Here is a 24,240-nt window from a genome sequence, read left to right as displayed (position 1 = left end):
GAGACAGCCGTGCACATTGGTGGGATCCTCCGGCAAAATGATCCGGATTCTCAGCTTCGCCTGGCGCTCGTTCAGATGTTTTGCGCCACCTTGAACACGGATGCGAAAAGGTAGCCGAGGCTTTTGGCAGCAGAGGCGGTGATGTGATCGGCATCCATATAGAGCGGAACGCCGGCGCGCGACGCATGACAGCGGGCGTTATCGCAGAAGGAAGGCAGCGGATCGACGATCATCGCGTCGTATTCGGCGGCAGATTTCTCCAGAACGGAGCGAGCAAGCGCCTGCCGTTCTGCGATGTAAGACAGAGGCGGGGCAATGTCCGGTGAAGTGCCTTCAAGCTTGGCCTTGGCAAGTGCTTCTGGCACAAAATGCCCCATCTCCGGCACGTCCATGACCAGGACGACCTTGACGCCTTCCTGCTTCAACTGCGCCAGGGTGTTGTCAAGCGCTGCTGCGACGGGCTTTGAATAATCAGCGAGGTTCGGGGAATGGAGGCGTCGAAATAATCGCCCTGGTTCGGCAATTCGGACTGGTGAACGTATTTGGGCCAATAGGCCAGCATGAACACGAGCGGGATATGCTTCTCGCGGATCAGGTCACGCACCGAGTCATTAAAAGCGGCGCAACGGCGCGTGTCGCCCTTGGTCGCAAGTGGTACGTCGTTAAGCGGCGGGCAGGAGGCGTGGGCAGCAAACATGCCGCCGAAGCCTCCGGCGGCCGCGGCGGCATCGATTGCCGGCGCCATCGCGGCGGCATGGGAATCGCCCCAGACGAGGAAGTCAGGACCGAGATCGCTGAGGTCACCGAGGGCGCAGACCCTGCCGCTTTCGACATCGGCATCGGATGGCCCCTTGTGATCGGATTCGCTGAAACAGCCCGCCTGATAGAAATGGCTGCGGTCATAGGTTGCCGCATAGATGGCGCGGACATCGGCCGGCAATCGGCCGGGCGCTCCGCCGCTCATGACCACCAGTGCCCCGGCACCCGCCGTTACCCCGACGAGCAGAACCGCCATTGCCGGAAGAAGCCTGCCCGTAAGCAGGACACGGCCCTTGCGGAACGGCCTTTCGACGAAGTGCCACGAAGCGAAGGCGACAACGAGCGAGGCCAATATAACGACGAGACGCAGCGCGGGCGTGAGTTCATGATCGGTGAAATACCGCGTAAAGACGATGATGGGCCAGTGCCAGAGATAGAGCGAATAAGAAATCAGCCCCACGAAAACCATCGGCCGTAGCGCCAGAAGTCGGCCGACGATGCCGTTGCCAGCGCGCGCATGGATGATGCAGGCCGCGCCGAGACAGGGCAGCAATGCGGCAAATCCCGGAAGGCCGTTTTCTCCGTAAAGACGAAGACCGCAATGCCGATCAGCACGAGGCCGATCGCCGCCAGAACTTGTCGGCCTGTTTCGCTGCGTAGCTCGGGAATGGCCCCCAGGCCCAGGATGACGCCGATCAGAAGCTCCCAGACGCGATATTGCGAAAGGTAGAAGCCCGCCGTCGGATTTTGGTTCAACACCCCGATGCTGGCAGCGAAGGATGCGGCCAGCGCGACGAGCATGACCGGCATGATCTGCCGCGGCAACAGCCTCTGCAACAGGATCATGAGAAGAGGAAAGCCGATGTAAAACTGCTCTTCAACCGCAAGCGACCAAGTGTGCAGCAACGGCTTCATCTGGGCACCGATGTCGAAATATCCCGCCTCCTTGGCAAACTGAATATTCGACGCGAAGAGGGAGGCGGCGGTCATGCTTCGGGCGAAATACAGAAGCTCCTGTGGCATGAAGGCGAACCATGCCACGACGGCGCACGTCAGCATCATGGCAAAAAGGGCGGGAAAGATGCGACGGATGCGCCGCTGATAAAAGCCCGCGAGACTGAACTTGCCGAGTGCCATCTCGCCTGTGATCAGGCTGCACATCAGGTATCCCGAGATGACGAAAAACACATCGACGCCGACAAAACCGCCACCAAGACCGGGTACGCCAGCGTGAAAGAGAACGACCGGCAAGATGGCGATAGCGCGCAATCCGTCGATATCGGCCCGATAGGGTAGATGATTTTCACCGTTCCGAAGAGAAGATCGAATGGGATTTTCTCCCCTGATGAACATTATACATCCTCGGTGGTGTCGGCTGAGATCGAGGGCGGACCTATCCGACTCAATTAAGGTATTTTAAGGCACGCCATCCCAAAAGCAGCGCGCCGGCTAGCCAAATTGCGATCGCGATCAATCCGGCCCCCGCTAACCAAATGGGAGGCAGGTTCCGTCAAGGGCTCATCGGTGGAACTTGCCATCTCGAAGAAACGAAAGGGCTTGCGCCCACATGATTTTACTTGATGGAATGAAAGTGTGATTGGCCACGATTGCGATATGGTCGGCAGCTCCGATAAGTCGCGTGCTTTCTACAGTCACCTTACCGTCGTTGGCGTTTCGATGGCCAATGATCAAGGACGAGACGGGATCGATGGTTCGGGTACCCGCGATGATACCCAGTTCGAAATCGACCGGACCGAAAATATGGGCGAACGTACTCTGATCGGTAACGAGCTGCTGGCCGGCAGGGCCGTAGGCTGATTTATACAGCGGCACCTTTTTCAAGAAATCTGCGACCTGACTGCCATTATTTGGAGTCCCGATCATCACCACCCGCCCGAGATTTGATGGTCGATAGTTCTCCAACATGGCCCTGATGACCAATCCGCCCATGGAATGTCCCGCCAGGTGAAGACGGCCTTCTGCGTTGCTCTTAGACGCATCTTCGACTTCCTCCGCAATGATCTCTGCCAGCCGTTCAATGGGGTAGCGGGACGAAGGGTAGTCAACGTTTCGAGTAATGTAGCCTTGGGTCTGCAGGTAATTTTCGAACTTGCGCATGGAAGCGCTAGTCCTCCTGATGCCGTGAAGGAGAACAACGGTGTCGGTCATGTCAAATGCCGTGGCTCTGTCGATGGTCAGGATCTCGACGTCTCATCAACTTCGTTCTTAGCCTTGACCACAGTTCAGCCGGCACACGCCGCTACTTGCCCAGCAACATTGTACCAAGGACTCCATCGCGGCGGACGAGTCCGTGAAAAAGGGCTGCGGCGAGATGCAACAACACGAGAGCGAAGAAGGCGAAGGCAAGATACTGGTGCGCGGTCCAAAGGAGTGTGTGCAGGCTGTCGCTCTGCGGCAGGATGGCGGGAAGCCGTATTCCGCCATACAGCACGATAGGATAAGCGGCCGCGGACATCATGGCCCACCCGATCAAAGGCATGCCGATCATCAGCGCGTACAAGGCGAGGTGAGACAGATACGCGGCAAGTTTCATCGGCTCGGGCAGATCGGCAGGCAACGCAGGTGCGCCTGATATGAAGCGGACCACAAGACGAACCAAGGCAAGAACGAGAATGGCGATGCCCAGTGTCTTGTGTGTCACCAGCAGCGGCAGATATTGGCGTCCGACAGTGGACACCATTCCGACGCCGATGAACAGCATTGCTAGGATGGCAATCGCCATCAGCCAATGCAACAGACGCTGGACGATGGTGAAGTGCGTGTTGGTGCCTGTCATGGCTTTGCGCTCGCTGTCGTTCGGGGATAATGGCTCGCTTCCGAGGTACGCAGATCGTAGGATCTGGCATAGGCGGCCGAACGGGCTGCCGGGAACGGATCATCGGAAACCTTTATGCCGTCAGGCAGAATAGTCGGATCGAAATTGATGTCCCGGCACGGGCCGTCGGCCTCCGGCTCGATTTTCTGGACAATCAGTGTACCGGCATCCACGGTTCGCCGCTCAGGCGGCCACGCTTTGGTCGGATCCGCTGTGGGATCGGACGGCTCGGCCACCGTCAACGCGAGCGTCCAGCGCTGCGGCGACTTCGCGACGCGTTCGGCAATTTCGTCTTCGAGATGGTTGGGGCCGAGCTTTGCAAAATCCTCGCTCGTAATCGGTATCGCCTGCGCTTGCGCACGCAGCGACCAGCGCACCGCATGCTCGGCGCCGTCACGATTCGCGAAAATGAAGGCGTTTAGGCTGTTGAACGTCTCTTCGGCGTAGCTCGCGGTCCAGGGAGCCGTCGTCGCCCATGCGCCGAACGCTGCGAACTCCGGATGGGCCGTCACGAAGCCCTTCATCGCTTCGGGATCCTTGCTCTTTGACGCTTCGAGCAGTTCGTAGAAACCTTGAGGAGTGGAGACCGCGAAGACGGGGGGATCGATCAGGGCCATGCGCCAGACGTCCCTGTCCGGTGTCGAGATCTGCACACCGAGCCCGCGCACCCGCACTGTCGGATCCGCCGCATCCGGGTCGGGAGTTGCCAGATTGAAACGACCGAGGACCGGATATTGTCCGGCGGCGAACACCATTGCCCGCGAGAGTTCAACGCCGTTCCCGTTCGCTTCGAATACGCCCGTGAAACAGATGCCCTTCGCGTGATTGCGCCGATGCCCCAGAGCGGCCCCGTCTGGAGGCGCCAAGGCGTCAACGAGCTTTGTGGAAGTAAGGCGGCCGGGCGAAAGCCACCCTGCAGTATAAGCAAACGCGCCGACGCCGAAGGCGACAACGGCAGCGATCAAGACAATCGATCCTAGAGCGGAACGCTGCGGGCTTGGCATCCAAGACTCTCCGTTCTTGTCAGTATCTGCGATGCTAGGAAATAAATTTCAGTGCAAGAGCGGCATTGATCCAGCGTGTAAGCAATCGAGATCCGCCGCTTGTATCGTTGTTTCCATCGTGGAAGATGGCACCCGCGAGCGACTTGGTCAATTCGTTCTCAGGCTGGAATTTACCCCTGACTTCACTGGAATCAAGCCATGTCATGCCCGTGGAATCACCTTTTGAAAACTCTTCCACGAATGGCTTGGCGCTATAAATCCTTGCGTAAAGCATAGACAGCGCATCATCGAATTGCAGAACGGGGCAGGGGTGTCGATCAGAATGCGGACGACAGGTTGGCCGGACTGAAACTCTACAGGATGAACGATATGAAGAATGCGGTCGGCTACGAAGGGCTCGCGTTTTTCGACGAGCTTCGTAATGTCCATTCTGGCATGACGACGGCAGCGATTCGATGGCAATCCTCTTCAAGACTGTAATCACTGAAAATTCGGCTTTCGAGATGATCGAACAGGCGCTCTCCGGCGCCAGTCAATATGACGGCTACCTCAATGTCGCCAGCGATGCGGGGGAGACCGCAACGTCCTGGGGGCCGGCAATGCACGCCGAAGAGTTCAAGAGCGAAGTCAGCGAGATCTTGAGAGCGACATGGGATGCAGCCCGCTTCTGGGTTATCTACGAGCGCCGCGAGGAGCGGAAGGATGCCAAAGCCACCGACATCCGAAACGCCGCCTTCCATCTCACGCGCGGCTACAGCGGCGTCATCGTCGTCACGCTAAGCCTGCTCGGCAAGCGCGACAGCGACAATGACCTTGAACTCGTCTTCGTCTGCTTCGAGCAGGATTTTCACAGGCGGAATTTTCGGGTCCGCTATGAAGGAAAGCCGGTCCCAAGCCGGGATTGACGCTATAACCCGGATCCAGGTCGAGATAATCCACTTCACGCCATGTACGGCAATGGCGATGCAACCGAAGAGTATCGGCACGCCAGTCGGAGCGAAGCGCCGTCATGCCGAGCCACCATGGAGTGACCCGAGCCAATTGTGCTGAGGAGCCTTTCCACGCGTTCGATGGTCCAATGGGACCTAAGTCCGTCTGGCACGATTTGGCGGGGTCACTCATATTAGTATCACGATAGATACGATGTTCCTTTGAGGGGAGGAACCGGGAGGTAGTATGAAATTTGGTTCTGACATTTTCGGCCACGAACAGTGCTGCTCGCAAGGCCATAGTTCTGCGTCGACCATCGCTGCGATCCAGGCCGCCCTATCAGCGGAGCCGGATATTGACAGCAGTGCCATCACGATCCGAATGCTGGGACCGGTCGCCCTCCTCGAGGGCTACATCACGAATGCGGCTGACCGGGATAAGGCGATATCGATCGCCGCCATTATCGTTGGCTTTCACAATGTACAGGACCGGATGCTGAGCCGCTTCCCGAGCCAATAAAGGCGTCCGGGGCGATCAGACCAAGGTCCTAATCCGCACGGACTGAAGTCCCTGGTCTGGAACACTCGCCTCCTTTTTCGGTTTGATCCCGCAGCGGAAAAGGACCGCTTTAAAGGAGGAAACAAATGAATATCAAAGCAGTAGGAATTGCGGCCGCCCTTCTGATGGTGTCCGGCACGGCGTTTGCTCAATCATCTACCGTCACGGGCGCAGCCGGCGGTGCTGCCACCGGCGCTATCGTTGGTGGTCCGGTCGGTGCCGCTGTCGGTGGCATTGTCGGCGGTGTAGCAGGCAGCGTCATCGATCCGCCACCGCAGAAGGTGGTCACCTACGTGCAGCAGGCGCCCGCGCCCGAGACGCACGTCGTCGTGAAGGAAAAGGTCGTCGTCGGGCAGCCGCTCCCGGAGACCGTCGTCGTAACGCCGATCCCCGATGAGCCCAAATACTCTTATGCGATCGTCAACGATGAGCGCGTCATCGTCGAGCCTTCTTCGCGGAAGGTGATCCAGGTCATCCAGTGACCTCCATGCCAGCAAACTGACCCCCAGGCGGCGCTTGCCGTCCATTCATAAAAACACGGACACGCATGCACTTCGCAAGGACGCGGAGACGAGATGTCGTGCCCATTACCCGGAGATCAATCATGAGAACCAATCATCTCGCCTTGGTCGTTGCGGCGTTGTCGCTCAGCGTATCGCCACTTGCCACCCTGCCTGCTGCAGCACAGGGCAGCGGTACGACCCAGTCCGGCTCGCAGGCCGAAACGCAATCGGGTTCCGGTTCGAAGACCGACACCATGTCAGGTTCGCAGACGGAACAGTCGAAATCCGGCGCAGCAGCCACGGGTAGCGACTGTACCCCGGACGCTTCGGGTGCGTGCCCGAAGGGCAAGGGTCAGTCGTCGGAACAGAAGGGGAGTGGAGGTTCCGATACACAGAAGTCTTCCACGGAAACGAAATCCAAGTCCGGTTCGCAGGACGCTTCTGGCGCCGCCACGACCGAGCAGAAGTCCAAGGGGGGAACGAACGAGAGCGGCGGATCCGCCACGACAGGCTCGAAGAGCGGCACGCAGGACACCAATTCGTCTGGCACTATGACGAAGAGCGGTGATACGTCGAAGCAGTCGACCGATCAGAACACGTCGACGTCCAACAAAAGCTCCACCGAAACGAACGTCAACAATACTACCACGAACAATACCAAGACCAACGTCAACGTCACAGTCGAGCAACAGACTGAAATCAGACAGGTCGTGAAGGAAGTTCATGTCCAGCCTGTGAAGGAAGCCGACTTCACGGTGTCCGTCGGAACCAGGATTCCGAAGAAGGTCCGCCTCGAACGGCTACCGCCGCGTATCGTGAAGATCGTGCCGGCATACGAAGGCTACCGCTTCTTTCTCCTTGCGGACGGCCGGATCGTTATCGTCGATCCCGATGCACTCACGATCGTCTACATCATCTCGGCCTAGCCGGCAGCACCCGGCGGCGTCCTCGACACCGCCGGGGCCGCAGGAGGATTTCCATGATCCACAATGACCCAAAGCCTTCCGGATTCGCGTTTCCACTTATCCTTGTTCTGGTCGTCATGGCGGCGATGATCGGCGGCCTGGCGATGACGGCCGGTCACACGCCAGCGACCCGGGTATGGGTTCCCGCTACTTCAGCGGCGCTTTGAAGTCGGCTGTGCCGCCGCGATATCGCCCCGTTTTTCGCAAGTTTTCAGGCGGCTATCGCTGTATTGGCCGTCGCATTGTGCTCCGACCCGCGCCGGCAAAGCGAAGGCCGCGTGGCTTGACACTGGACCGACGTCGCCCCCCAATACTTTCGTCATAGTCATCGAAAGGGAGCGTCATGGTACATTTGCTTTCGGTCAACGTTGGCCTGCCGCGTGATGTCGAGTGGCAGGGGCGGCTCGTGAATACCGCGATCTGGAAGATGCCCGTCAAGGGGCCCCGCATGGTGCGCCGCCTGAACATCGACGGCGACGGCCAGGCGGATCGCGCCGGCCATGGCGGTGAGCACCGTGCAGTTTATGTCTACCAGACCGATTCCTATCGGTATTGGGAGGAGCAACTGGGCCGACATGACTTCGTCCATGGCCAGTTCGGCGAGAATTTCACGCTCGACGGTCTTCCGGACGCCGAAGTCTGCATCGGCGACCGATACCGTATCGGCGAAGCTATCTTCGAGGTGAGCCAGCCGCGTGTCACCTGCTATCGGCTCGGTATCCGGATGGGATTTCCGGAAATGCCTGCCCTTCTCGTCTCGCACCGAAGGCCGGGATTCTACCTCCGTGTCCTGAAAGAAGGGAAGGTTCAGGCGGGCGACGAGGTCGAACAGATAGAATCGGCAGAGGAGTGCATGACGGTCGCCGATATCAACGATCTTCTCTACAAGCCTGGCCATCCTCGCGAACAATTGGAACGTGCCTTGCGGATACCGGCGCTCAGCCCCGGTTGGCGGCGATCGTTCCAGAGCTTGCTGGCGCAATCTAAGGAGAACGGATCTTCGCCTGGAAACGCCGGCCTTACGGGAGCGGAATCCATCGCGCCGGCGTGGGACGGACTTCGTTCGTTCAAAGTGTCGCGAATGACATCGGAGAGTGAAAGCGTGACGTCTCTGGAGCTTGAGCCAGCCGACGGAAAGCGATTGCCGGACTTTCTCCCAGGCCAGTTCATTGTTCTCGGCTTCCAGCCCAGAAAGGCTCCGCTCCTGCTGCGGAGCTATTCCCTGTCAGGCTCGTCAAATGACAGGTCTTACAGAGTAAGTATCAAGCGGCAGGATCACGGCGTCGCCGGCGCCTACGTCAAGGACGAGCTGGGCATCGGCGAGACCGTGCAGGCAAGCGCTCCGCGGGGCAGCTTTACCCTGGCAGAGGGCGCGACGCCGCTCGTCTTCCTCAGTGCGGGGATTGGCGCGACGCCCCTCCTTGCCATGCTTCATGCCCTGGCAATCGACCGTTCGGGCCGGGAAATCTGGTGGCTCCATGGTGCGCGCAACAAACGAGAACACCCGTTTGCGGATGAAGTGACAGGGCTTTTGCAACTCCTTCCAAATGCCCAACGTCTTGTCTGCTACAGCGCACCCGATCCGGCCGACAAGACAGGAATTGATTACGACAGGCGATCTCGCCTCGACCTTGCAGCGGTCCAGTCGCTGCGGCTCCCGCTTGACGGCGACTTCTATCTCTGCGGGCCGGCAAGCTTCATGGACGATCTTGCTGCCGGGATTGAGAAGCTCGGAGTCGAGCGCAGCCGCATTCACACCGAAACGTTCGGATCGGGCCGGTCCATCACTCCCGGGATCGCGGCTTCGCCGGGCCGGCAGCCGCATCAACCGGCCGGACCCCCAGGCGCAGGTGCCGTGATCTCGTTCGCCCGCAGTGGTGTGCGCGTTGCTTGGAACCCGAAGTTCGACAATCTGCTCGAGCTTGCCGAGGCATGCGACGTGCCTGTGCGCTGGTCTTGCAGGACAGGTGTTTGCCACACTTGCGAGACAGGCTTGATTTCCGGGGCAGTGCGCTATCGTCCTGATCCGATCGACGCTCCTGCCGCTGGCAACTTTCTCCCATGCTGCTCGCAGCCGGACGGCGAACTCGTTATCGATTTGTAGCGGGGAATTGACCCGCGAAGGCAATTCGGGATGGGCATGCAGCTCTCCTTCCGATTCAACGGCCTCGTTTCAGGGTCGTGCTTGGGCGAGACGTGAAGCCGACAATGAATATTGCGAAGGTAATCCAGGTCAGGACGCGCGGCGCGGGACCGAGGGCAGCTGCGCGAGTTCGGCTTCCAGTTCACCGCGTTCGCGAAGTTGCGAGATCCCAAGCTGGACGACTTTGATCAGATCGGTCATCCGCTGGCCATGGCTGTTCTGATACTCTTCCAAGGTGGGCGTGCTCAGTATGACATAGGTCAGCGCTGTGACGCGATTGTCCTTCACCGCCTTGGCGCCGAGAGCCCATACGCGGTTGAACAGAATTCGGTCTGAGTCCTTGATTTGCATGACGCTTCACGAGCTGGTTGCACCCTAACCTGATATCGGTCGGGAGGGGTGAGGTAGGGGCACAGGTGCGTTCATCAACCGGACTAAAGTCCGATGCACGACGACCATCGCCGGTTGGTGCGATAGCGTACATTGGCTGCAAGCCGCCTCGACACGTATCCGATGATGCTCGGTGGAAATCGGGGTCCACTTCAGGGTTCCGTGTGGCATCAGAGCGTGATCTGCACGCGGTGGCCGACCGGGCTGGCGAGGAAAAGGCCTCGCGTCGGCGGGGACTGAATGACGCAGCAGTTCGATTTTTTAGTGTCGGATAGACCCGGTCAGAGAAAGCGCCAGTTGCCACCGAACCGAAGCGCCCGCGCGCGGAGACCGTTTGGGCAGCCCGTTGGCTTGATCAGGTCGAATGGTCACAGAGTTCGACGGGCGTCCGCTTTCGAACCAGCCGAGTCATTTGCGAACGGCTTTGCGATCTGTACCGAAGGAGAAAAGGTCCCGACAGTTTGAGCGTCTGCATTATCGGTCCTCTGGTCGAGCCATAATGAAGCCCATACCAATGCGCCAAATGCAACTGCCAGAAAGCAAGCCAAGCCTGCTTCCAGCCAGCGGGGTCTCGTTTTGATCAAGCGTTTGTTAGTGTTGAGCCTGATGATCATCGAATATCAATCCTATTGGAGAAGTCTCAATGTAGCTTCCTCCGGGGTAAGCGTGAGCTCTTTGGCCGCAGCGCCAAATCCAATTGGCGACGCAAGGACCTTCGGGTGGCCCTCCTTAGGATAGACATCACGTCGGGCAGGTCGCCGGCTGGGCAGGCGACCTGCCGATGGTCCGATTTCGTCGGCCTCGGCGGGCGGAGAACCAAGTTGCCGGAGCGAGATCGGGTCCAGTGTGCCCTCGGTGGGAGGAGCCGAGAGACCAGTTTAATTTAGATCTTTGTAACGGATGTCGGAACTACACTTAGGTGTGGGCCAACTGAACTTGCTTTCGCGTCTGCAGCTCCCGGTCAAACCCTAAGTCTAGTCTTCGCGGACCAGCGTATGATTTCTCGCAAGCCTTCCCGCCAATAAGCTTCTCGGGTCGCCGAAAGTCCGGCGATGAACGAGAAACAAGATCGGCCGCAGTCCCAAGTTGCGGCTCGTGACACTCATCGGAAGGATATACAATGAGCCGCTTTGGGCAATTTGCAGTGGTTGCTGTCGTTTCCTCGCTCGCCTTCGCAGGCGTGAGCCGGGCCGACAACCTGGATATGAACGATGGCGCCAAAATCGAAAAAGCGCTGCAGACGTTCAGCAGCAACTTTGACGTCCGGGATATCGATGATTACGCAAACTACAGGGATCAGCCGGAAGGTTCTGACGCCGCTCAACCGCGCACCGATGCTGGGGTTCAGCACATCCAGGCTTCCATCAAGGGAAACAAGGATCTGGTCAGGCGTCTCGGCGAGCGCGGTGTCAAGATCGACGACGTCGTCAATGCCGAGCAGGCAGCCGACGGCAGCATGACATTCTGGGTTCGCTAACCCGGAAGGCCTGGAAGATCACAATTCCGGGCCTCCTTCATTCGCTTGTAGAGACAGAAGCAGGTGAACGGGCGAATTCATGCATGCTCCGATCACGATTGTAGCTGTTGTTGCCGCTCTTAGACCACATCGGGGCCGCGGCAGCCGTCGTGGCGAGCATGGCCTTAGGGCACCCCATGCGAACCGATCCAATTTACGACCCCCGCAACGGAACTGAATTCGTCGACACTTCGGCTCGGGAGGTCGGCGTAAGACGAAGCCACCATTTCGCTTAGCGCTCTCCCGGGACCGAACTCGAGAAACGATGTTGCCCCCGCTTCTACACAGCTGCTGAGACACTCTGACCACAGGACAGTCTGCGACACCTGTCGCGCGAGTTTGGCAAGACCTACCTGGGCATCGACCACGGTCGTGCCATCGATCCCGCTCAACAGGCGAACTCCCGGAGATTGCGGAGAGCAGACCGCCGCGAGCAGGACATCGCGGAAATCATCCGCAGCCTTGCTCAGCAGGTTTGTGTGAGACGCGACCATGACCTGTATAAATGCAACTCTTTGAGCATTTGCGGCACGAGCTGCCTCGGCAATGGCGTCCAGGGCAGGCCGGCCACCTCCGATGATAAAGGCGTCGCCGGGATTGATAATCGAGATTGCCGCTCCGTAACGAGCGCAGAGAATGTCGACCGCATTCCGTGAAAGGCCACGTATGAACAGAAGGCCGTCACCCGGAGTACTTTCGGCGTCCATGATCTCTGCCCGACGCGCAACGAGGTCCAGGGTCTCCTTGGGTGAGAACAGCCCTGCTATGCCCCAAGCCGCAACTTCTCCGACGCTATATCCGGCAACGATCATTTGCGAAGGCAGGTATGACTTAAAGATCTCGAATGTCGCCAGCGCCTGCAGCGTGCAAAGTATCTGGCCGGTTCGATTGCCGTGAAGCGTCTCAATCGATTCTCGTTTGACGAGTTCGCGAGGGTCGACGCCGCCAAGCAAGTTCGCGCAATACGCAAAAAGCTCATCGGCTTCCGGTGCACTTTCCGTGAGAGAAAACATCGCAGAATTCTGGTGTCCTTGTCCGGAACACAGGATGGCGACTGGCATGGCGGGCTTTCACCTCGGAAAGAGGATGGCCACAGCGATGGCCAATGTGACGATGCTCGAGACCGTACTTGCGATCACCATCGATCCCGTCGCACGCGAGTCAAGGCGATAGTTGACAGCAAACAGGATCCCGAAAAAACCGGAAGGTACAGCCGCCAACAAGATGGCGACTTTCGCTGCGTCCCACGGGATCGACAACACCAGTACGACGCCAGTCGTCAGGATGGGGCGCACCAGGTTCGACATGATGGTCGCGCTTATGACCTTCCTGTCGAGTTTGAAAGCCTCCGCGGAAAGGACCACACCTGTCAGGAACAGCGCTACGCCGGGGGCTGCGTGACCAATTAGAAGCAGACTGGCATCGACGACATCACCCGTTTTCAGCCCACTGAGTGAAAATAGTATTCCAAGCAAGGGGGCGACCACGACAGGCTTCGTCAGGGCATGCCACAGACTGTGCGAGATCTTGGGCCGCTGCCCGTTATTCGCGCCGGGCTTGTCGACATGCATCTCGACGAGAAGCAATGACAGCGGGCTAATGATGATCGAGCCACTTGCGAGTACGATCGCGAGCGGCACAGTCCCACTGGGACCCAGCACGTCACTAAGAATAGGAAGACCTACACCTGCCAGATTCGGAAACGCGATCGTGAGTGCCTGCAGCGAGGCGTCCGCCTTGCCGACCTTCATGTAGCGTACTTGAAGTAGATACCAGGCGGCAAACACGACGAGCATGACGCCGCTGCTGATGAGGAAAAGCGGTGCTTGCGCGAGCATTTCGCTACGCGGGGCGGTCGCTGTCGCTGCAAACAGCGACGCGGGCAAGGCAAAGGTCATGACGAGGACGTTCAGTCCCTCAACATGATGATTGTCGACGATAGCCAAGCGCCCAGCAAGGTAGCCAAGCGCCATGACAAAGAAAATAGGAAGCAGCGCGAGTAAGATCGTATGGGCCATCAGATTTCCCGTCTTTCATGCACGTCGACAAACAACGTCATCGCAAGGAGATCTGCCGAACCGCCGGGGCTGAGCCAGCAATCGCGAAATTGTCGATGGATCAAAGCGGCATGACGTTTCCACTGCGGAGCACGGATCCCGCCGTCGTCCAGAAACTCCTGCGCGAGTTGCTTCGCGTAGAGAAGGCCATCCGGGCCGCCCCGATGAAGCAGGTTGGTGTCGTCGAGAGCCGCAATCAGCGCGAAACAAGTCTGGACGCGAGCAGCCTCCGCATCATCCGGACGCGCCTTGATGGCATCTCGTAGGGCGGGCAAACCAACCCGATAGACGGTTGGAAAACCCTCCGCCGCTTCGAGGCGCGCACCGCCGGCGCCAAAGCGACGTCTCGCCCTGTCGCCATGGCTGTGCAACAGGATAGGACCGTCGAGAATGTCATGCCCCCAGCGTTCTGAGACGATTGCACCAAGCGAAAGGTCGTCGGCGACAACGCCGCTTGCTCTCGCACCCGCTGCCGCGCACAAAAGTCCCATCCCGAATATCGCACCCCTATGGGTATTGATGCCGGAGGTGGCGGCACGCATCGCGGCTTCCGCCTCGATGCCGATGACCCGCAGGCGCCCCATTTCACAGTCCTGGGCCCCGGCTTCCGCCAGCGCTCCGAGGAAGGGGCTTATTGCTGCGGCGCTTTCACGAAACGTCTCGCAATTCATGTCGTCGTGGCTGCCGCAGTCAATGTGACTGACGAGCCCCGGTTTCGGCCAGGTTTCGAGCTCCAACAAAAGGCAGGCCGTCGCTGTGGACGCGATGTAGTTGAGGTTTGCTGGCCGCCTATCTCTGGTATGTGATCGTTCGTGCGTGGCGGGAGGGGGCATCAGGAAATTTCTCATAGGTGCGTACCCCCGTTCAGAAAAGCCGTCGGGTGGCACAGCATCGTTCCCGCGATCGATTTGACGAGAATGTCGCCAGTTGCGCCAAGAAACTCCCGCCAGTGGACTCCGGCGCCGTCATCGCGGATGAACTCTCCATCCAATCGCATCGGAGCCATCGACTGGATGCCCGCCAGATCGTTGGCCAAGGAGACGGCGTTCGTATTTCGGTGGAGATAAAACAGAAAATCGAGATCGGAGCTGGCGGTCAGGTAATCCAGACCCGTAATGACACTCCATCCAAGACTGCCAAAGACCCTGACTTCGATCGCGTGCCGGGACGCCAATTCGCCGATTTCCCGCAGCGTCGGAATCCATTCACTGGGTGATTTGGGGTGAACCGCTTCCAGAACAGGAGGGCGATCAACTGACAGGATCTGATGTTCTTGAATTACCAGGGAGAGCCGTTTCTTTCCGGCAGACGGAGGCAAGGGCAGGCCGACGGAAATGCCTGCCGGTCCTCCCGCCTCCGGCCTACGAGCGACCACGGGCCAACCGCGTCTGCGCCATTCAGCAATCAGCGGCTCGGAAGAAAGGCAAGGATTGTCCTCGATTATCGAGGTCCATGACTGCGGATCCAGCGAAACCAAATCGTGCCGCCTCGGCGGCACGATGTTACCGTGCGAGTGCGAGCGCATGAATCCGCTCCGCAATTTCGGCAGCCTTTATCCGGCCCTTGCGTTCCTTGCCCAATGAATCGCGAATATCACGAATGTCCGGCAGATCGGCCAACAGCGTATTGAGCTGAGCCGCAAGAGAGTTGGTCTCACTCCATATTCGGTGAATCGCCCCTGTCTGTGCCAGGTTTTCGAGGCCGGGCGCGAAAACCGGCGTCGATTTTGCTTTTTCTTCGAGAACCTCGACAGAAAGCTTGGTCACCTTCGACATCGAAGGCAGGTCCATGACCGCCGGAGACGCCCCAGGTAGCCCGACCAACACCCGTGTTGCCAATGCCGTCGCGAGAAACGCCCCGGCCGCGGAATGGCCGTAGAGGATGCCGATGGTCGGCCGACCGTGCATGTCGGCATAAATCAGGCATTTGGCGAGGTGCGCCAGGAATTCATTCAAGCCCAGCAGCTCGTCGCGCTTGCTCATCCGCTGACTGTCGCTGTCGACGATAACAAGGATCGGGCCGCTCCCCGTTTTCAGGGCGCCGAGGACGAAGCTTGAAAGGCGGATCGCCTCGTCTACGCCCAATGCGGTCCGGTCCGAAACGCCGATCACCAGGCCCTGGCCGCCGGCTTGGAGGGAGCCGTATCCGGTAAGGATACCGTTGTCGTTCTCCACCTTGCAGCCGTCGGGAAAAAGCGAGGCCAAGATTTCATCGAGCGTCATGGTGGGTGCTCCGCAGTTTGTCGGCGAGGGATATGAATTTGTCAGTTGGCATCCCGGGCACCGAAGCGGCCTCGGACACACCGATCGCCTTCCAGATATCGAGCGCGTCGCCAGACGCGCCAAAGCTTTGCAAGCGCTTCTCGAGGCGAAGCTGCTCGTTCAAAAGGGTCTCGAGGGTGAGGCCCGCAACGGTTTCTACGAGTGTCGACGCCGCCTCTCGAAACGCTTCTGCCGTGTCGTCGACAAAGACATCGGCTGCGCCGATCAGATGTCTGTGTTTTCCGCCCATCGTTCGCCACACCAAAGCGCGATCGCGGGAATCGAATTCTTCGATCCCTCGGTTCGTCTCGATGACTTCCGGTCCGGAAACGGCAATGCGTCCTTGTTCGGAGACGACGAGAGCGGAGCAGCAGCCGGCTGTCAAACCGCCTCCGCCGTAGCAGCCCGCGCGGCCGCCGATAAGTCCGATGATCTTCACGCCGGCGGTCCTTGCTTCGACAACGGCCCGCATTATTTCGGCAATCGCCAGCTCTCCGGCATTTGCCTCCTGAAGCCGCACGCCGCCAGTATCGAAAAGGATCAACAAGGGTATCGACTTCGCATCCCGGGCCGCGCGCAGGAGGCCTGTCAGTTTGGCCCCATGGACCTCGCCGAACGCGCCGCCCATGAAACGGCCTTCCTGGGCCGCAATGAACACAGGCGATCCTGCGAGCAGGCCACGTCCGATGACTATGCCGTCGTCGAATTGCTCGGGAAGATCGAAGACGCGAAGGTGGGGGCTGACCTCCCGCATTTCCGGTCCGAGGAATTCCTGGAAGCTTCCTGCATCCAGCACAAAGTCGACACGCTGGCGCGCCGAAGCCTCATACCAGCTCGAAGACATATCCTGCGGTTTTGCAGGCCGCGTTTTTTCTCCAGAGCTCATTGTTGTTCCTCCATCACGCTGACCGCTTGCGCCAATCGCAGCATCACCGTATCCGGCCGTGCGCCCCCATCGTTGATGGACAACTTGAGCCCACCGGGCGCGTATCGCTCGACAAAGTCATCGATGACAGCGGTCCAGACTTCTCTGAACCCTTCGGCTGCCGTCCTGATTTCGACCTGGCAGTGGTTGTCGGGCAGGACACGCTCGGCGAGGACTTCGAGATTTCCGGAGGCCACTACACCAACGATTGCGAGTCTTCTGTTGCCGGAAGCCCGCCTGTTGGTCGTGTGGTGAAAGGTAAGATCTTCCATCACGTGTTCCTTTCACCAGTTGCGAAACTTCGAGGGAGGGGAATAAAGACCGCCCGACCATCGGACGAGATCCTTGATGGACCGAGCTGCCAGCAGATTTCGATCCACGTCGAGAAGGTCGATGCCGAGATCTTCCGGGCGTCGGATCGCGCCTCGTTCCCTCAGGTGCTGGACCATCTTCTTGTCGCGCGCGCGGCCGACGTCGGTATAGCCTGCCACTCCGCGGATGGCCTGTTCACGCTCCCGGCTATCCCGGCACAGGAGGAGGTTTGCTATGCCTTCCTCCGTAACAATATGCGTCACGTCATTGCCGTAGATCATGACTGGCGCCAGATCGAGCTTGAGTTTTTCAGCGAGGGCTAACGCGTCCAGCTTCTCGACGAACAGGGGGACGTTTTTTTCTCCAAACGTTTCACCGATCTGAACGACGAGCTTGCGACCGCGGCGCAATGGTGCAGGGATATCGGGATCCGCTTCCTTGCCAGCTTGGAGCCATGGCTCGCTCGGATGACGCCGACCCCGCGGGTCGGAACCCATGTTCGGCGCACCGCCGAAGCCTGCGATACGTTGGGTCGTAATCGTGGATGAGTTGCCGTCGAGGTCGATCTGAAGTGTCGAGCCGATGAACATATCGCAGGCATAGAGACCAGCTACCTGGCTAAAAGCCCTGTTAGAACGCAGGGAACCGTCCGCTCCGGTGAAGTAGACATCGGGTCGGGCGCGGATGTAGTCGTCCATCCCCACTTCCGAACCGAACGAGTGGATCTGTTGGACCCAGCCTGATTCAATCGCCGGAATCAACGCGGGGTGGGGGTTCAAAGCAAAGTGGGATGCGATCTTGCCCTTAAGTCCGAGCTTGTCTGCGAATGTGGGAAGAAGGAGTTCGATCGCGGCAGTACTGAACCCGATCCCGTGGTTGAGACGTTTCACGCCGTATGGCGCATAGATCCCTTTAATGGCCATCATGGCCGTGAGGATCTGCGTTTCCGTGATAGCGCCTGGATCGCGCGTAAACAGGGGTTCCACAAAAAACGGCTTGTCGGCTTCGACGACGAAATCAATGCGATCTCCGGGGATATCGACACGGGGGATCCGATCGACAATCTCGTTGACCTGGGCGATTACGACCCCGTCCTTGAAGGCGGTCGCTTCGACGACGGTAGGCGTGTCTTCCGTGTTCGGTCCCGTATAGAGGTTGCCGTCGCGATCAGCGCTGACTGCGGCGATCAACGCGACATTGGGCGTGAGATCGATAAAATACCTGGCAAAAAGCTCGAGATAGGTGTGAACCGCGCCCAGTTCGATCTTGCCGCCGAACAACATTTTCGCAATGCGTGCCGATTGGGGACCTGAGTAGGCGTAATCGAGCCGCTTGGCGATGCCGTGGTCGAACAGATCGAGATGGCTGGGAAGAACCACGCCGGACTGTACCATGTGAAGGTTGTTGACCTTTGTTCGGTCGACGGCCAGCAACGCGCTGCTGAGCAAATCAGCCTGCTTCTGATTGTCACCCTCAAGGCACACGCGATCGCCAGGACGGACCACCGCCTCCAACAGCCGGGTCGCGTCACGTGCCTCGACGATTTTTCCCTTCGCCAGAGCACTTCCCGCCTTGATGCGGGCAAGGTGCTCTTCGCGGTGTCGTTGCCAGTTCATCGTCTTCTGGGCTCCTGCTTGTCAGTTGGTCGACAACCGCGTGTTTCGATTTGACCGATTGGGATCTGCGTCCGGAGGAATGTCTCCGCATCTGTGGGCGAGCGGTTGCGGCTATATGGCAAGGCGCGTTACTTCTTGGCGGTCGTGGCGTCTTGTTCAGCCTCGCGGGCAGCTCGGATGATCACCTCTGCCACTTGCCGGGGATGGGATTCGTATACGGAGTGGCTTGCTCCCTTGATCTCGATCGTGCGGCTCTTCGCTCTTTCGTAGTACCAGCGCTCCAGATCCGGGTTGATGATCTGGTCATTCCCCGCGACGATTGCCCAACTCGGCTTCGTTTTCCATGCCGCTGCAGTCAGCGGTGTGGTGAACACTTCGGCTGCCGCAAGCACCTGCGACCGGGCCTCGAATTCTGCCTGCCCTCTTGGCATGTCCGGAGCGAAGAGCTTCGGGAAGTCGACCGGGTTCAGGTACGTATAGCCGTCAGGCGTCTTCTTGATTGCGCCTTCGGTCTTGGCCAGGACGCTTGGAGTTTTCTTTCCAAGGGTGCCTTCGTCTTCGCCGACATCGGGTGCGTGTGCGGCGACGTAAACCAGCGCTGTCACGTTCGGGTGGACGCCCGCCTCGGTGATGATCGAGCCGCCGTAGCTGTGACCGACGAGAAGTGTCGGGCCGTCCTGAAGGTCGAGAACGCGCTTGGTTGCAGCCACGTCGTCCGCGAAGGACGTCTCGGGCTCCTGGGCCATCGTGACGTTGAAACCCTCCTTGGTCAGGATTTCGTAGACGGGTTTCCAACCAGAGCCATCCACCCAGGCGCCGTGCACCAGAACGATATTCTTGAGCGGTTCAGCGCTCGCGGGCGCCGCCAGCGCGATGAATGGAAGGGTGGCTGCAAGGGTGACATAGGTCTTGAGTTGTTTCATGGCTATGGCTTCCTGTGTGGTTGCATTGAGACAGGGCTCGGCATCTTGCGAGCACAAAAAGTAAGTCATGCGACTGAACTGGAATTCTATTGCAGAAATCCGATCACGCCTTGCTGCAGTCACCGACAACGGCATCAAACCGCGTCGCTACCTGGTCGTGAAATGGGCATGTGATTGGGTAGGCTGTTTTCTCCGCATAAAAACTAGCTTCGATGGTCCCGTTCGAGAATCACACCTAGGTGTAGGACAGGCACGACCATTGCATGGAAACGACAAGGAGGACGGACATAGCCTTTCGGCCGCTCTGGGAACCAGTTCCGGACCAGACATCCATGGGGGCATCCGCTTGTGTGCACGAATTCGCCATGTGCCGTGCGACGACATGGTCGCACAGCACCACCAGCAGGTGCAGCGAGCCCCCTAAGCCAGATAGTCCTTGAGTATGGGAAGATCGGAGACCGAGTACGACATGCCGAAGCGAAATCCTCGCCCCACCTCTCGCGGCGCCAGGGCATCCATATCCTCACCTTCGACATGGGGTATCGAAAGTTCTGCGGACCCCGTCCAGAAATCCGAAAACGTAAGATTGTCCATCAGCGACAGCGTCAATTCGTCGACCGCGGGTCTGCCCTGCTGGCTGGCACTTAGCGATGGGAAATATCTCCGTATCGTGGTCGGCCGATTGAACACCTTTGCCGGGTCCATCACCTTTTCCCGGAGTTCGATCCGAGCTGTTGCCATTCGCTCTCCGTGAGATGAAACACTCGCGCCGAAACGGCTTCCCGGTTCAAGCGGGCAGGCGGCGGCACCCGGCGCAGAAAAGCTCCTTGTTTGATAGATGCTGCCAAGTTTCTTGGGATAACCCTGAATCCAGCCGCGTGCGATCGCCGCATCGTTATCGACAAAGATGAAAGGACAAAAATTGACTGGGCGGCCTTCGAGACGTGCTTCCACCAGAATGAACGCCTCGCGGTACTGATAGCGGGCCGGGTCCGTGTGCTCGTCGTTCGAGCCTGTGAACTGCCAGTCGAGAAACCAGAAGAACGTGCGCCCCTCCGATTCGTCGTCCGGCGTCAGACCCATAGGAAGTAGGGCCGCGACAGCGGCGGGATTCGCCCAGTATTCGACGGCGATGCAATCGCCGGAATAGTGCCAAGGCGGCGGCGGGGTCAGTGAGGACTTACCGTCCGGCGTCAGCGGAACTGTATATCCCGAGAGCATTCGTCGCGCCTCCATCAAATGGCCGGTCGGAAGCACGAGATCTCCCGTTCTCTCGCATGGAACACACCTATACCGGGAAATACGAGTTTAGATTTGTGAATCGTTGTGAAGGTCCGAAGCGCTGCGGCGAAGCGATCCCAAATCGAGGCGCACGGATATTACCGGAGTTCGTCGAGCAGTTGGCGTGCCGAGCTGGCTTCCCAAGCCTCAACGTCGTCGTTGAACCGGGAATGCACAGCTAGAATAAGAGACTTTGCCTCCACGGATTTTCCTTTTTGGGCCCAGATACGAGCGAGCGAGGTCGCTGCTCCTAGTTCCCAGCTCGAAGCATTCTGCCGGCGAGCAATCTCGATGGAACGGGTGAGGCAAGCTTCTGCTTCGGCGGAAGGTGTCGAAATTGCCATTAGCACTTCGCCTTTTGCGTGCAGTAGGGCTGGCAGCCAAAGTGTGGCGCTTGCCTGATCGGCCTGGTTTAGGGCGTCGTTGATCATGAACAATGCCTCGTCGTAATCACCTAGCCGTCTCAGGCCTTCGGCGAGCGCACGCCGTGTCGCCAGTGTCTGCACGTGATATTGATTATCGCCCATTGTCTTCAGCGCATCGCGTAGCATGTTGACGCCTGGTTCGACCTCACCGCGCGCAATCATGAGCTCACCACGTAGCGCAAGGCCGACAGCTTTTTGCGCATGGAGCGAGTATCTGAGGGCGTGAGCAATAACCTGTTCGCAAAACGAAAACGCCTCTTCGGATTGGCCACCCCAGTGCAGAACCGGAATGGAATCCAGGAGGACCGCGCAAAACAGCACCGGGTGCGATGAATCAATCACGCGCGAGATCGCCTCGCGTGCCTTTGCGATACCCTTCGTCTGTGCGCCGCTGATCCAGAGCGAGCGAGCATATGTGCCGAGCGCCCGGACATGGTAGTCGTACCCAAAGTACACAAATTCTGATGGGGCGGTGTTAACAGCAAGTCTAAACCCGCGCTCACCGTGCATGACAGCAGCGGACTGATTTCCCGCAATGTGGTGGGACGCCGCCAGGGCCCATTCGCTCATTGCGTTCTCCGCCACCCCCCCAAATTTTTCCGACAGGGCTGCAGCACGCTTTGCGACGTCCAGGGCCCTCGTAAACTCGCCACGACGGGTAAAGAAGACATTCAAGCCGAGAAGCAGGTAATGCTGAAGCCGATCCTCGCCAAGCTTTTCAGAAAGCTCCAGGCCACGTTCGAGAGCTGCTTTGACTTTTTCGCTGTCATCCCACAGGTACATCGATGAAAGCGCGAGTGCTTTCTGCAGGTAGAGTTCTCTTCGTTGGCCCCGATCGCTCGGCAGAAGTGTCGCCATCGCTTTGCTGCACCAGTTACTGCATTCGGCGAGCAGCGGGAAAGATGCAAGGAACAGGGGAGCGGCATGGGACGTAAGCTCAATGCCGATGCAGACACTTCCAGAACTGGAAAAACACCAGCCCAACGCCTGGCGGATATTGCCGATATGCGGCGCGTATGCCTCGACGTTGTGCCCATGTGAAACGAGATCATCGGTTTCATGCATCTTCAAGAAGTCGGCGAAATATTGTGCATGTCGCATCGCCACCGCATCCGTTTCGCCGCTGGCCGCAAGTTTGGCGGCGGCATAAACGCGTGTCGTGTCGAGAAGCCGATACGTGACGACCCCATTGGCGGGCGATATCCAGATAAGAGACTTGTCCACCAAGCTCGCAATGGCATTGGTCGTCCGAGTTCTGTCTTCCGAGGATCCGGCGACTTCGATGGCAGCCTCAAAGGTAAATTGTCCGACAAAAATCGAAAGCCTGCTCAGCACTTCTTGCTCAACGCTGGATAGGAGATTGTAGCTCCAATCGAGCATACCCTGAAGCGTTTGATGACGAGGCACGGCATTGCGGCGCCCCTGCAACTGGAGCTCGGCGTCGTTACCCATGAGATCGAATGTACCTTGGATGCCGAAAGTGCCGACACGGCTTGCGACAAGCTCGATCGCCAGGGCGATGCCGTCGAGGCGGCGGCAGATATTGGCGACCGTCGGTGCCTCTGCGTCAGTAAGGCTCAACCTATGCCCAGAAGATGCAGCTTTCTCCATGAAAAGTTTGACAGCAGGAGAGCCAAGGGCCTGGGATGCCGTTGTCACCTCGCCGCGCGGCGTATCAAGAGGCAGAAGCAAGTGCACGTTTTCACCGTCTACGCGCAAAGCCTCACGACTGGTGGCCAATAAATGGAGCGATGGCGCAGCATGGAAAAGGCGTTCCGCAAGGGCTGCGGCGGCCGAAATGACATGCTCACAATTGTCTAACACCACGAGGATCTTCTTCCCGGATACAAACGCCAGGATGAACGGTTCTACCTCAGGGCCTTGGACAAAACAGCCGAGAGCTGAGGCGACTGCATTTGGAACCTGCTGGGCATCTTGGACCAGAGTGAGATCAACGAAATAAATCGCGCTCCCTTCGAATTCCTGGCGAAGCGAATGAGCGACCGCCACAGCAACGGTGGTTTTTCCGATGCCTCCTGGACCTACGACTGTGACAAAGCGGCGTGACAAAACCAGCAGCGACAGGACATTCACTGTCTCTGTTCGACCAAAAAGAGATGGCAATGCATGGGGAAGGCTCTGAGAACGCAGCTCGCTCGTCTCGGCAGTCGGCGATCTCTCAGGTGTGACCGGCCCTCGACGGATTGGTGCTGCGAAAGTATATCCGCGCCCTGCTACGTTCAATACATAGCGTGTGTCGTCCTCGCCGTCTGCCAAGGCCTTTCTCAGGGAGGCGATGTGAACCCTGAGGTTCGACTCTTCGACCGTGAGGCCCCTCCAGACGAGCTTTGTCAGCTCGTCACCCGTCAAGATCTCGCCGGGTCGCTGGGTCAGCGCGATGAGGATATCAAGCGCACGGCCGCCAATTGCAACCTGTTTGCCGTTCTTAGCCAGCAAACGTTCGGAGGCGATTAATTGAAACGGACCGAAATAGAGACCGTTGCTGGTGTCCGGATCGCTCTCATTCCACATGACAACCGTCCTGGAAGTCTCTACCCAGCGTGTCTGAGTCAGCGTCCGCTATAGCGCAACCGATCACAAGAATAAAAAATCCGTTTTGTAGCTGCTTCAATTTCGTTGACCCATTACATCCTGTTGCCGGCGATCATCCCGACCGGGTGAGGTCGGCAATACAGCTGTAAAAGAAAGCTTGCCGCGGCCTTTCTTTGAGGCCGGCATCTCAATGCTGCGATGCGGTCACAATAAATGAATGAGAGGAGCGTCTCCGCTCAAAGTCCACTTTAGAGGCCTGCATTTGTCGGACCCGTCTGTCAGA

General features: G+C 58.7%; 24 protein-coding genes and 1 pseudogene. 7 read left to right on the top strand and 18 right to left on the bottom strand.

Translation table 11 applies throughout. The features are described from left to right. Nucleotides 1–71: 71 nt before the first annotated feature. The 6 genes and pseudogenes from LVY75_08675 to LVY75_08650 all read right to left on the bottom strand — a co-directional run bounded on the left by LVY75_08675 (nucleotide 72) and on the right by LVY75_08650 (nucleotide 4,873). Nucleotides 72–964: pseudogene (locus LVY75_08675) on the bottom strand (hypothetical protein). Between the two features lie 245 nt (nucleotides 965–1,209). Next, nucleotides 1,210–2,112, bottom strand: a complete 903-nt coding sequence (locus LVY75_08670; protein XAZ20190.1) for an acyltransferase — start codon at nucleotides 2,110–2,112, stop codon at nucleotides 1,210–1,212. A gap of 165 nt (nucleotides 2,113–2,277) precedes the next feature. Further along, nucleotides 2,278–2,928, bottom strand: coding sequence for an alpha/beta fold hydrolase (locus LVY75_08665; GenBank protein ID XAZ20189.1), 651 nt, complete (start codon nucleotides 2,926–2,928; stop codon nucleotides 2,278–2,280). A gap of 91 nt (nucleotides 2,929–3,019) precedes the next feature. Then, a complete protein-coding gene (locus LVY75_08660) occupies nucleotides 3,020–3,556 on the bottom strand; it encodes a cytochrome b/b6 domain-containing protein (GenBank protein XAZ20188.1) in 537 nt (178 codons plus the stop codon). Then, on the bottom strand, nucleotides 3,553–4,599 hold the full coding sequence (locus LVY75_08655; protein XAZ20187.1) for a catalase family peroxidase: 1,047 nt from the start codon (nucleotides 4,597–4,599) through the stop codon (nucleotides 3,553–3,555). The genes LVY75_08660 and LVY75_08655 overlap by 4 nt, the downstream gene beginning before the upstream one ends. A gap of 34 nt (nucleotides 4,600–4,633) precedes the next feature. Further along, a complete protein-coding gene (locus tag LVY75_08650) occupies nucleotides 4,634–4,873 on the bottom strand; it encodes a hypothetical protein (protein ID XAZ20186.1) in 240 nt (79 codons plus the stop codon). A gap of 181 nt (nucleotides 4,874–5,054) precedes the next feature. Between LVY75_08650 and LVY75_08645 the strand changes: the two genes are divergently transcribed. The 6 genes from LVY75_08645 (at nucleotide 5,055) to LVY75_08620 (ending at nucleotide 9,659) form a co-directional block, all read left to right on the top strand. Beyond that, nucleotides 5,055–5,504, top strand: a complete 450-nt coding sequence (locus tag LVY75_08645; GenBank protein ID XAZ20185.1) for a hypothetical protein — start codon at nucleotides 5,055–5,057, stop codon at nucleotides 5,502–5,504. A 271-nt stretch (nucleotides 5,505–5,775) separates the two neighbouring features. Next, nucleotides 5,776–6,048 carry a BON domain-containing protein gene (locus tag LVY75_08640; GenBank protein XAZ20184.1) on the top strand — a complete coding sequence of 91 codons (273 nt, stop codon included), beginning with the start codon at nucleotides 5,776–5,778 and terminating at the stop codon, nucleotides 6,046–6,048. A gap of 125 nt (nucleotides 6,049–6,173) precedes the next feature. Then, nucleotides 6,174–6,569, top strand: a complete 396-nt coding sequence (locus LVY75_08635) for a DUF1236 domain-containing protein (protein ID XAZ20183.1) — start codon at nucleotides 6,174–6,176, stop codon at nucleotides 6,567–6,569. Nucleotides 6,570–6,691: 122 nt separating this feature from the next. Next, complete coding sequence (locus LVY75_08630; protein ID XAZ20182.1) at nucleotides 6,692–7,516, top strand: DUF1236 domain-containing protein; 825 nt, start codon at nucleotides 6,692–6,694, stop codon at nucleotides 7,514–7,516. A 53-nt stretch (nucleotides 7,517–7,569) separates the two neighbouring features. Next, a complete protein-coding gene (locus tag LVY75_08625) occupies nucleotides 7,570–7,722 on the top strand; it encodes a hypothetical protein (GenBank protein ID XAZ20181.1) in 153 nt (50 codons plus the stop codon). A gap of 176 nt (nucleotides 7,723–7,898) precedes the next feature. Beyond that, entirely contained in the window at nucleotides 7,899–9,659 is a 1,761-nt protein-coding gene (locus tag LVY75_08620; GenBank protein XAZ20180.1) for an MOSC domain-containing protein, read from the top strand. 129 nt (nucleotides 9,660–9,788) lie between these two features. Here the strand turns inward: LVY75_08620 and LVY75_08615 are convergent, their stop codons facing one another. Continuing rightward, nucleotides 9,789–10,049 carry a hypothetical protein gene (locus LVY75_08615; protein ID XAZ20179.1) on the bottom strand — a complete coding sequence of 87 codons (261 nt, stop codon included), beginning with the start codon at nucleotides 10,047–10,049 and terminating at the stop codon, nucleotides 9,789–9,791. A gap of 1,159 nt (nucleotides 10,050–11,208) precedes the next feature. On the opposite strand from LVY75_08615, the gene LVY75_08610 reads away from it, so the two are divergent. Beyond that, on the top strand, nucleotides 11,209–11,565 hold the full coding sequence (locus tag LVY75_08610) for a hypothetical protein (protein ID XAZ20178.1): 357 nt from the start codon (nucleotides 11,209–11,211) through the stop codon (nucleotides 11,563–11,565). Between the two features lie 164 nt (nucleotides 11,566–11,729). Here the strand turns inward: LVY75_08610 and LVY75_08605 are convergent, their stop codons facing one another. The 11 genes from LVY75_08605 to LVY75_08555 all read right to left on the bottom strand — a co-directional run bounded on the left by LVY75_08605 (nucleotide 11,730) and on the right by LVY75_08555 (nucleotide 23,936). After that, nucleotides 11,730–12,665, bottom strand: a complete 936-nt coding sequence (locus LVY75_08605) for an acyltransferase domain-containing protein (protein ID XAZ20177.1) — start codon at nucleotides 12,663–12,665, stop codon at nucleotides 11,730–11,732. 9 nt (nucleotides 12,666–12,674) lie between these two features. Further along, entirely contained in the window at nucleotides 12,675–13,625 is a 951-nt protein-coding gene (locus tag LVY75_08600) for an AEC family transporter (GenBank protein XAZ21366.1), read from the bottom strand. Then, entirely contained in the window at nucleotides 13,622–14,494 is an 873-nt protein-coding gene (mdcB, locus tag LVY75_08595; protein ID XAZ20176.1) for a triphosphoribosyl-dephospho-CoA synthase MdcB, read from the bottom strand. Before mdcB ends, LVY75_08600 begins: the two co-directional genes overlap by 4 nt. 11 nt (nucleotides 14,495–14,505) lie before the next feature. After that, the gene (gene mdcG / locus LVY75_08590) at nucleotides 14,506–15,186 is read right to left on the bottom strand and encodes a malonate decarboxylase holo-[acyl-carrier-protein] synthase (GenBank protein ID XAZ20175.1); all 681 of its coding nucleotides are present in this window, start codon (nucleotides 15,184–15,186) and stop codon (nucleotides 14,506–14,508) included. Then, nucleotides 15,164–15,883 carry a biotin-independent malonate decarboxylase subunit gamma gene (gene mdcE / locus LVY75_08585; GenBank protein ID XAZ20174.1) on the bottom strand — a complete coding sequence of 240 codons (720 nt, stop codon included), beginning with the start codon at nucleotides 15,881–15,883 and terminating at the stop codon, nucleotides 15,164–15,166. The genes mdcG and mdcE overlap by 23 nt, the downstream gene beginning before the upstream one ends. Beyond that, on the bottom strand, nucleotides 15,870–16,808 hold the full coding sequence (locus LVY75_08580) for a biotin-independent malonate decarboxylase subunit beta (GenBank protein ID XAZ20173.1): 939 nt from the start codon (nucleotides 16,806–16,808) through the stop codon (nucleotides 15,870–15,872). The genes mdcE and LVY75_08580 overlap by 14 nt, the downstream gene beginning before the upstream one ends. Then, nucleotides 16,805–17,119 (bottom strand): malonate decarboxylase acyl carrier protein, encoded by a 315-nt coding sequence (locus tag LVY75_08575; GenBank protein XAZ20172.1) that lies wholly within the window; start codon nucleotides 17,117–17,119, stop codon nucleotides 16,805–16,807. Before LVY75_08575 ends, LVY75_08580 begins: the two co-directional genes overlap by 4 nt. Nucleotides 17,120–17,131: 12 nt before the next feature. Next, a complete protein-coding gene (mdcA, locus tag LVY75_08570; GenBank protein ID XAZ20171.1) occupies nucleotides 17,132–18,775 on the bottom strand; it encodes a malonate decarboxylase subunit alpha in 1,644 nt (547 codons plus the stop codon). 128 nt (nucleotides 18,776–18,903) lie between these two features. Continuing rightward, nucleotides 18,904–19,698 (bottom strand): alpha/beta hydrolase, encoded by a 795-nt coding sequence (locus LVY75_08565; protein XAZ20170.1) that lies wholly within the window; start codon nucleotides 19,696–19,698, stop codon nucleotides 18,904–18,906. A 420-nt stretch (nucleotides 19,699–20,118) separates the two neighbouring features. Continuing rightward, nucleotides 20,119–20,955 (bottom strand): acetoacetate decarboxylase family protein, encoded by an 837-nt coding sequence (locus tag LVY75_08560; protein ID XAZ20169.1) that lies wholly within the window; start codon nucleotides 20,953–20,955, stop codon nucleotides 20,119–20,121. 122 nt (nucleotides 20,956–21,077) lie between these two features. Then, nucleotides 21,078–23,936, bottom strand: a complete 2,859-nt coding sequence (locus LVY75_08555) for a winged helix-turn-helix domain-containing protein (GenBank protein ID XAZ20168.1) — start codon at nucleotides 23,934–23,936, stop codon at nucleotides 21,078–21,080. Nucleotides 23,937–24,240 lie beyond the last annotated feature (304 nt).

The organism is Sinorhizobium sp. B11 (assembly GCA_039725955.1).
Taxonomy (GTDB): Bacteria; Pseudomonadota; Alphaproteobacteria; order Rhizobiales; family Rhizobiaceae; genus Rhizobium.
This window is presented reverse-complemented; position numbering and strand designations above follow the sequence as displayed.

Excerpts from the sequence above, each read along its gene's own strand:
- LVY75_08670 (XAZ20190.1), bottom strand. The coding sequence starts at position 2,112 with ATGTTCATCAGGGGAGAAAATCCCATTCGATCTTCTCTTCGGAACGGT.
- LVY75_08665 (XAZ20189.1), bottom strand. The coding sequence starts at position 2,928 with ATGACCGACACCGTTGTTCTCCTTCACGGCATCAGGAGGACTAGCGCT.
- LVY75_08660 (XAZ20188.1), bottom strand. The coding sequence starts at position 3,556 with ATGACAGGCACCAACACGCACTTCACCATCGTCCAGCGTCTGTTGCAT.
- LVY75_08655 (XAZ20187.1), bottom strand. The coding sequence starts at position 4,599 with ATGCCAAGCCCGCAGCGTTCCGCTCTAGGATCGATTGTCTTGATCGCT.
- LVY75_08650 (XAZ20186.1), bottom strand. The coding sequence starts at position 4,873 with ATGCTTTACGCAAGGATTTATAGCGCCAAGCCATTCGTGGAAGAGTTT.
- LVY75_08645 (XAZ20185.1), top strand. The coding sequence starts at position 5,055 with ATGGCAATCCTCTTCAAGACTGTAATCACTGAAAATTCGGCTTTCGAG.
- LVY75_08640 (XAZ20184.1), top strand. The coding sequence starts at position 5,776 with ATGAAATTTGGTTCTGACATTTTCGGCCACGAACAGTGCTGCTCGCAA.
- LVY75_08635 (XAZ20183.1), top strand. The coding sequence starts at position 6,174 with ATGAATATCAAAGCAGTAGGAATTGCGGCCGCCCTTCTGATGGTGTCC.
- LVY75_08630 (XAZ20182.1), top strand. The coding sequence starts at position 6,692 with ATGAGAACCAATCATCTCGCCTTGGTCGTTGCGGCGTTGTCGCTCAGC.
- LVY75_08625 (XAZ20181.1), top strand. The coding sequence starts at position 7,570 with ATGATCCACAATGACCCAAAGCCTTCCGGATTCGCGTTTCCACTTATC.
- LVY75_08620 (XAZ20180.1), top strand. The coding sequence starts at position 7,899 with ATGGTACATTTGCTTTCGGTCAACGTTGGCCTGCCGCGTGATGTCGAG.
- LVY75_08615 (XAZ20179.1), bottom strand. The coding sequence starts at position 10,049 with ATGCAAATCAAGGACTCAGACCGAATTCTGTTCAACCGCGTATGGGCT.
- LVY75_08610 (XAZ20178.1), top strand. The coding sequence starts at position 11,209 with ATGAGCCGCTTTGGGCAATTTGCAGTGGTTGCTGTCGTTTCCTCGCTC.
- LVY75_08605 (XAZ20177.1), bottom strand. The coding sequence starts at position 12,665 with ATGCCAGTCGCCATCCTGTGTTCCGGACAAGGACACCAGAATTCTGCG.
- mdcB (XAZ20176.1), bottom strand. The coding sequence starts at position 14,494 with ATGCCCCCTCCCGCCACGCACGAACGATCACATACCAGAGATAGGCGG.
- mdcG (XAZ20175.1), bottom strand. The coding sequence starts at position 15,186 with ATGCGCTCGCACTCGCACGGTAACATCGTGCCGCCGAGGCGGCACGAT.
- mdcE (XAZ20174.1), bottom strand. The coding sequence starts at position 15,883 with ATGACGCTCGATGAAATCTTGGCCTCGCTTTTTCCCGACGGCTGCAAG.
- LVY75_08580 (XAZ20173.1), bottom strand. The coding sequence starts at position 16,808 with ATGAGCTCTGGAGAAAAAACGCGGCCTGCAAAACCGCAGGATATGTCT.
- LVY75_08575 (XAZ20172.1), bottom strand. The coding sequence starts at position 17,119 with ATGGAAGATCTTACCTTTCACCACACGACCAACAGGCGGGCTTCCGGC.
- mdcA (XAZ20171.1), bottom strand. The coding sequence starts at position 18,775 with ATGAACTGGCAACGACACCGCGAAGAGCACCTTGCCCGCATCAAGGCG.
- LVY75_08565 (XAZ20170.1), bottom strand. The coding sequence starts at position 19,698 with ATGAAACAACTCAAGACCTATGTCACCCTTGCAGCCACCCTTCCATTC.
- LVY75_08555 (XAZ20168.1), bottom strand. The coding sequence starts at position 23,936 with ATGTGGAATGAGAGCGATCCGGACACCAGCAACGGTCTCTATTTCGGT.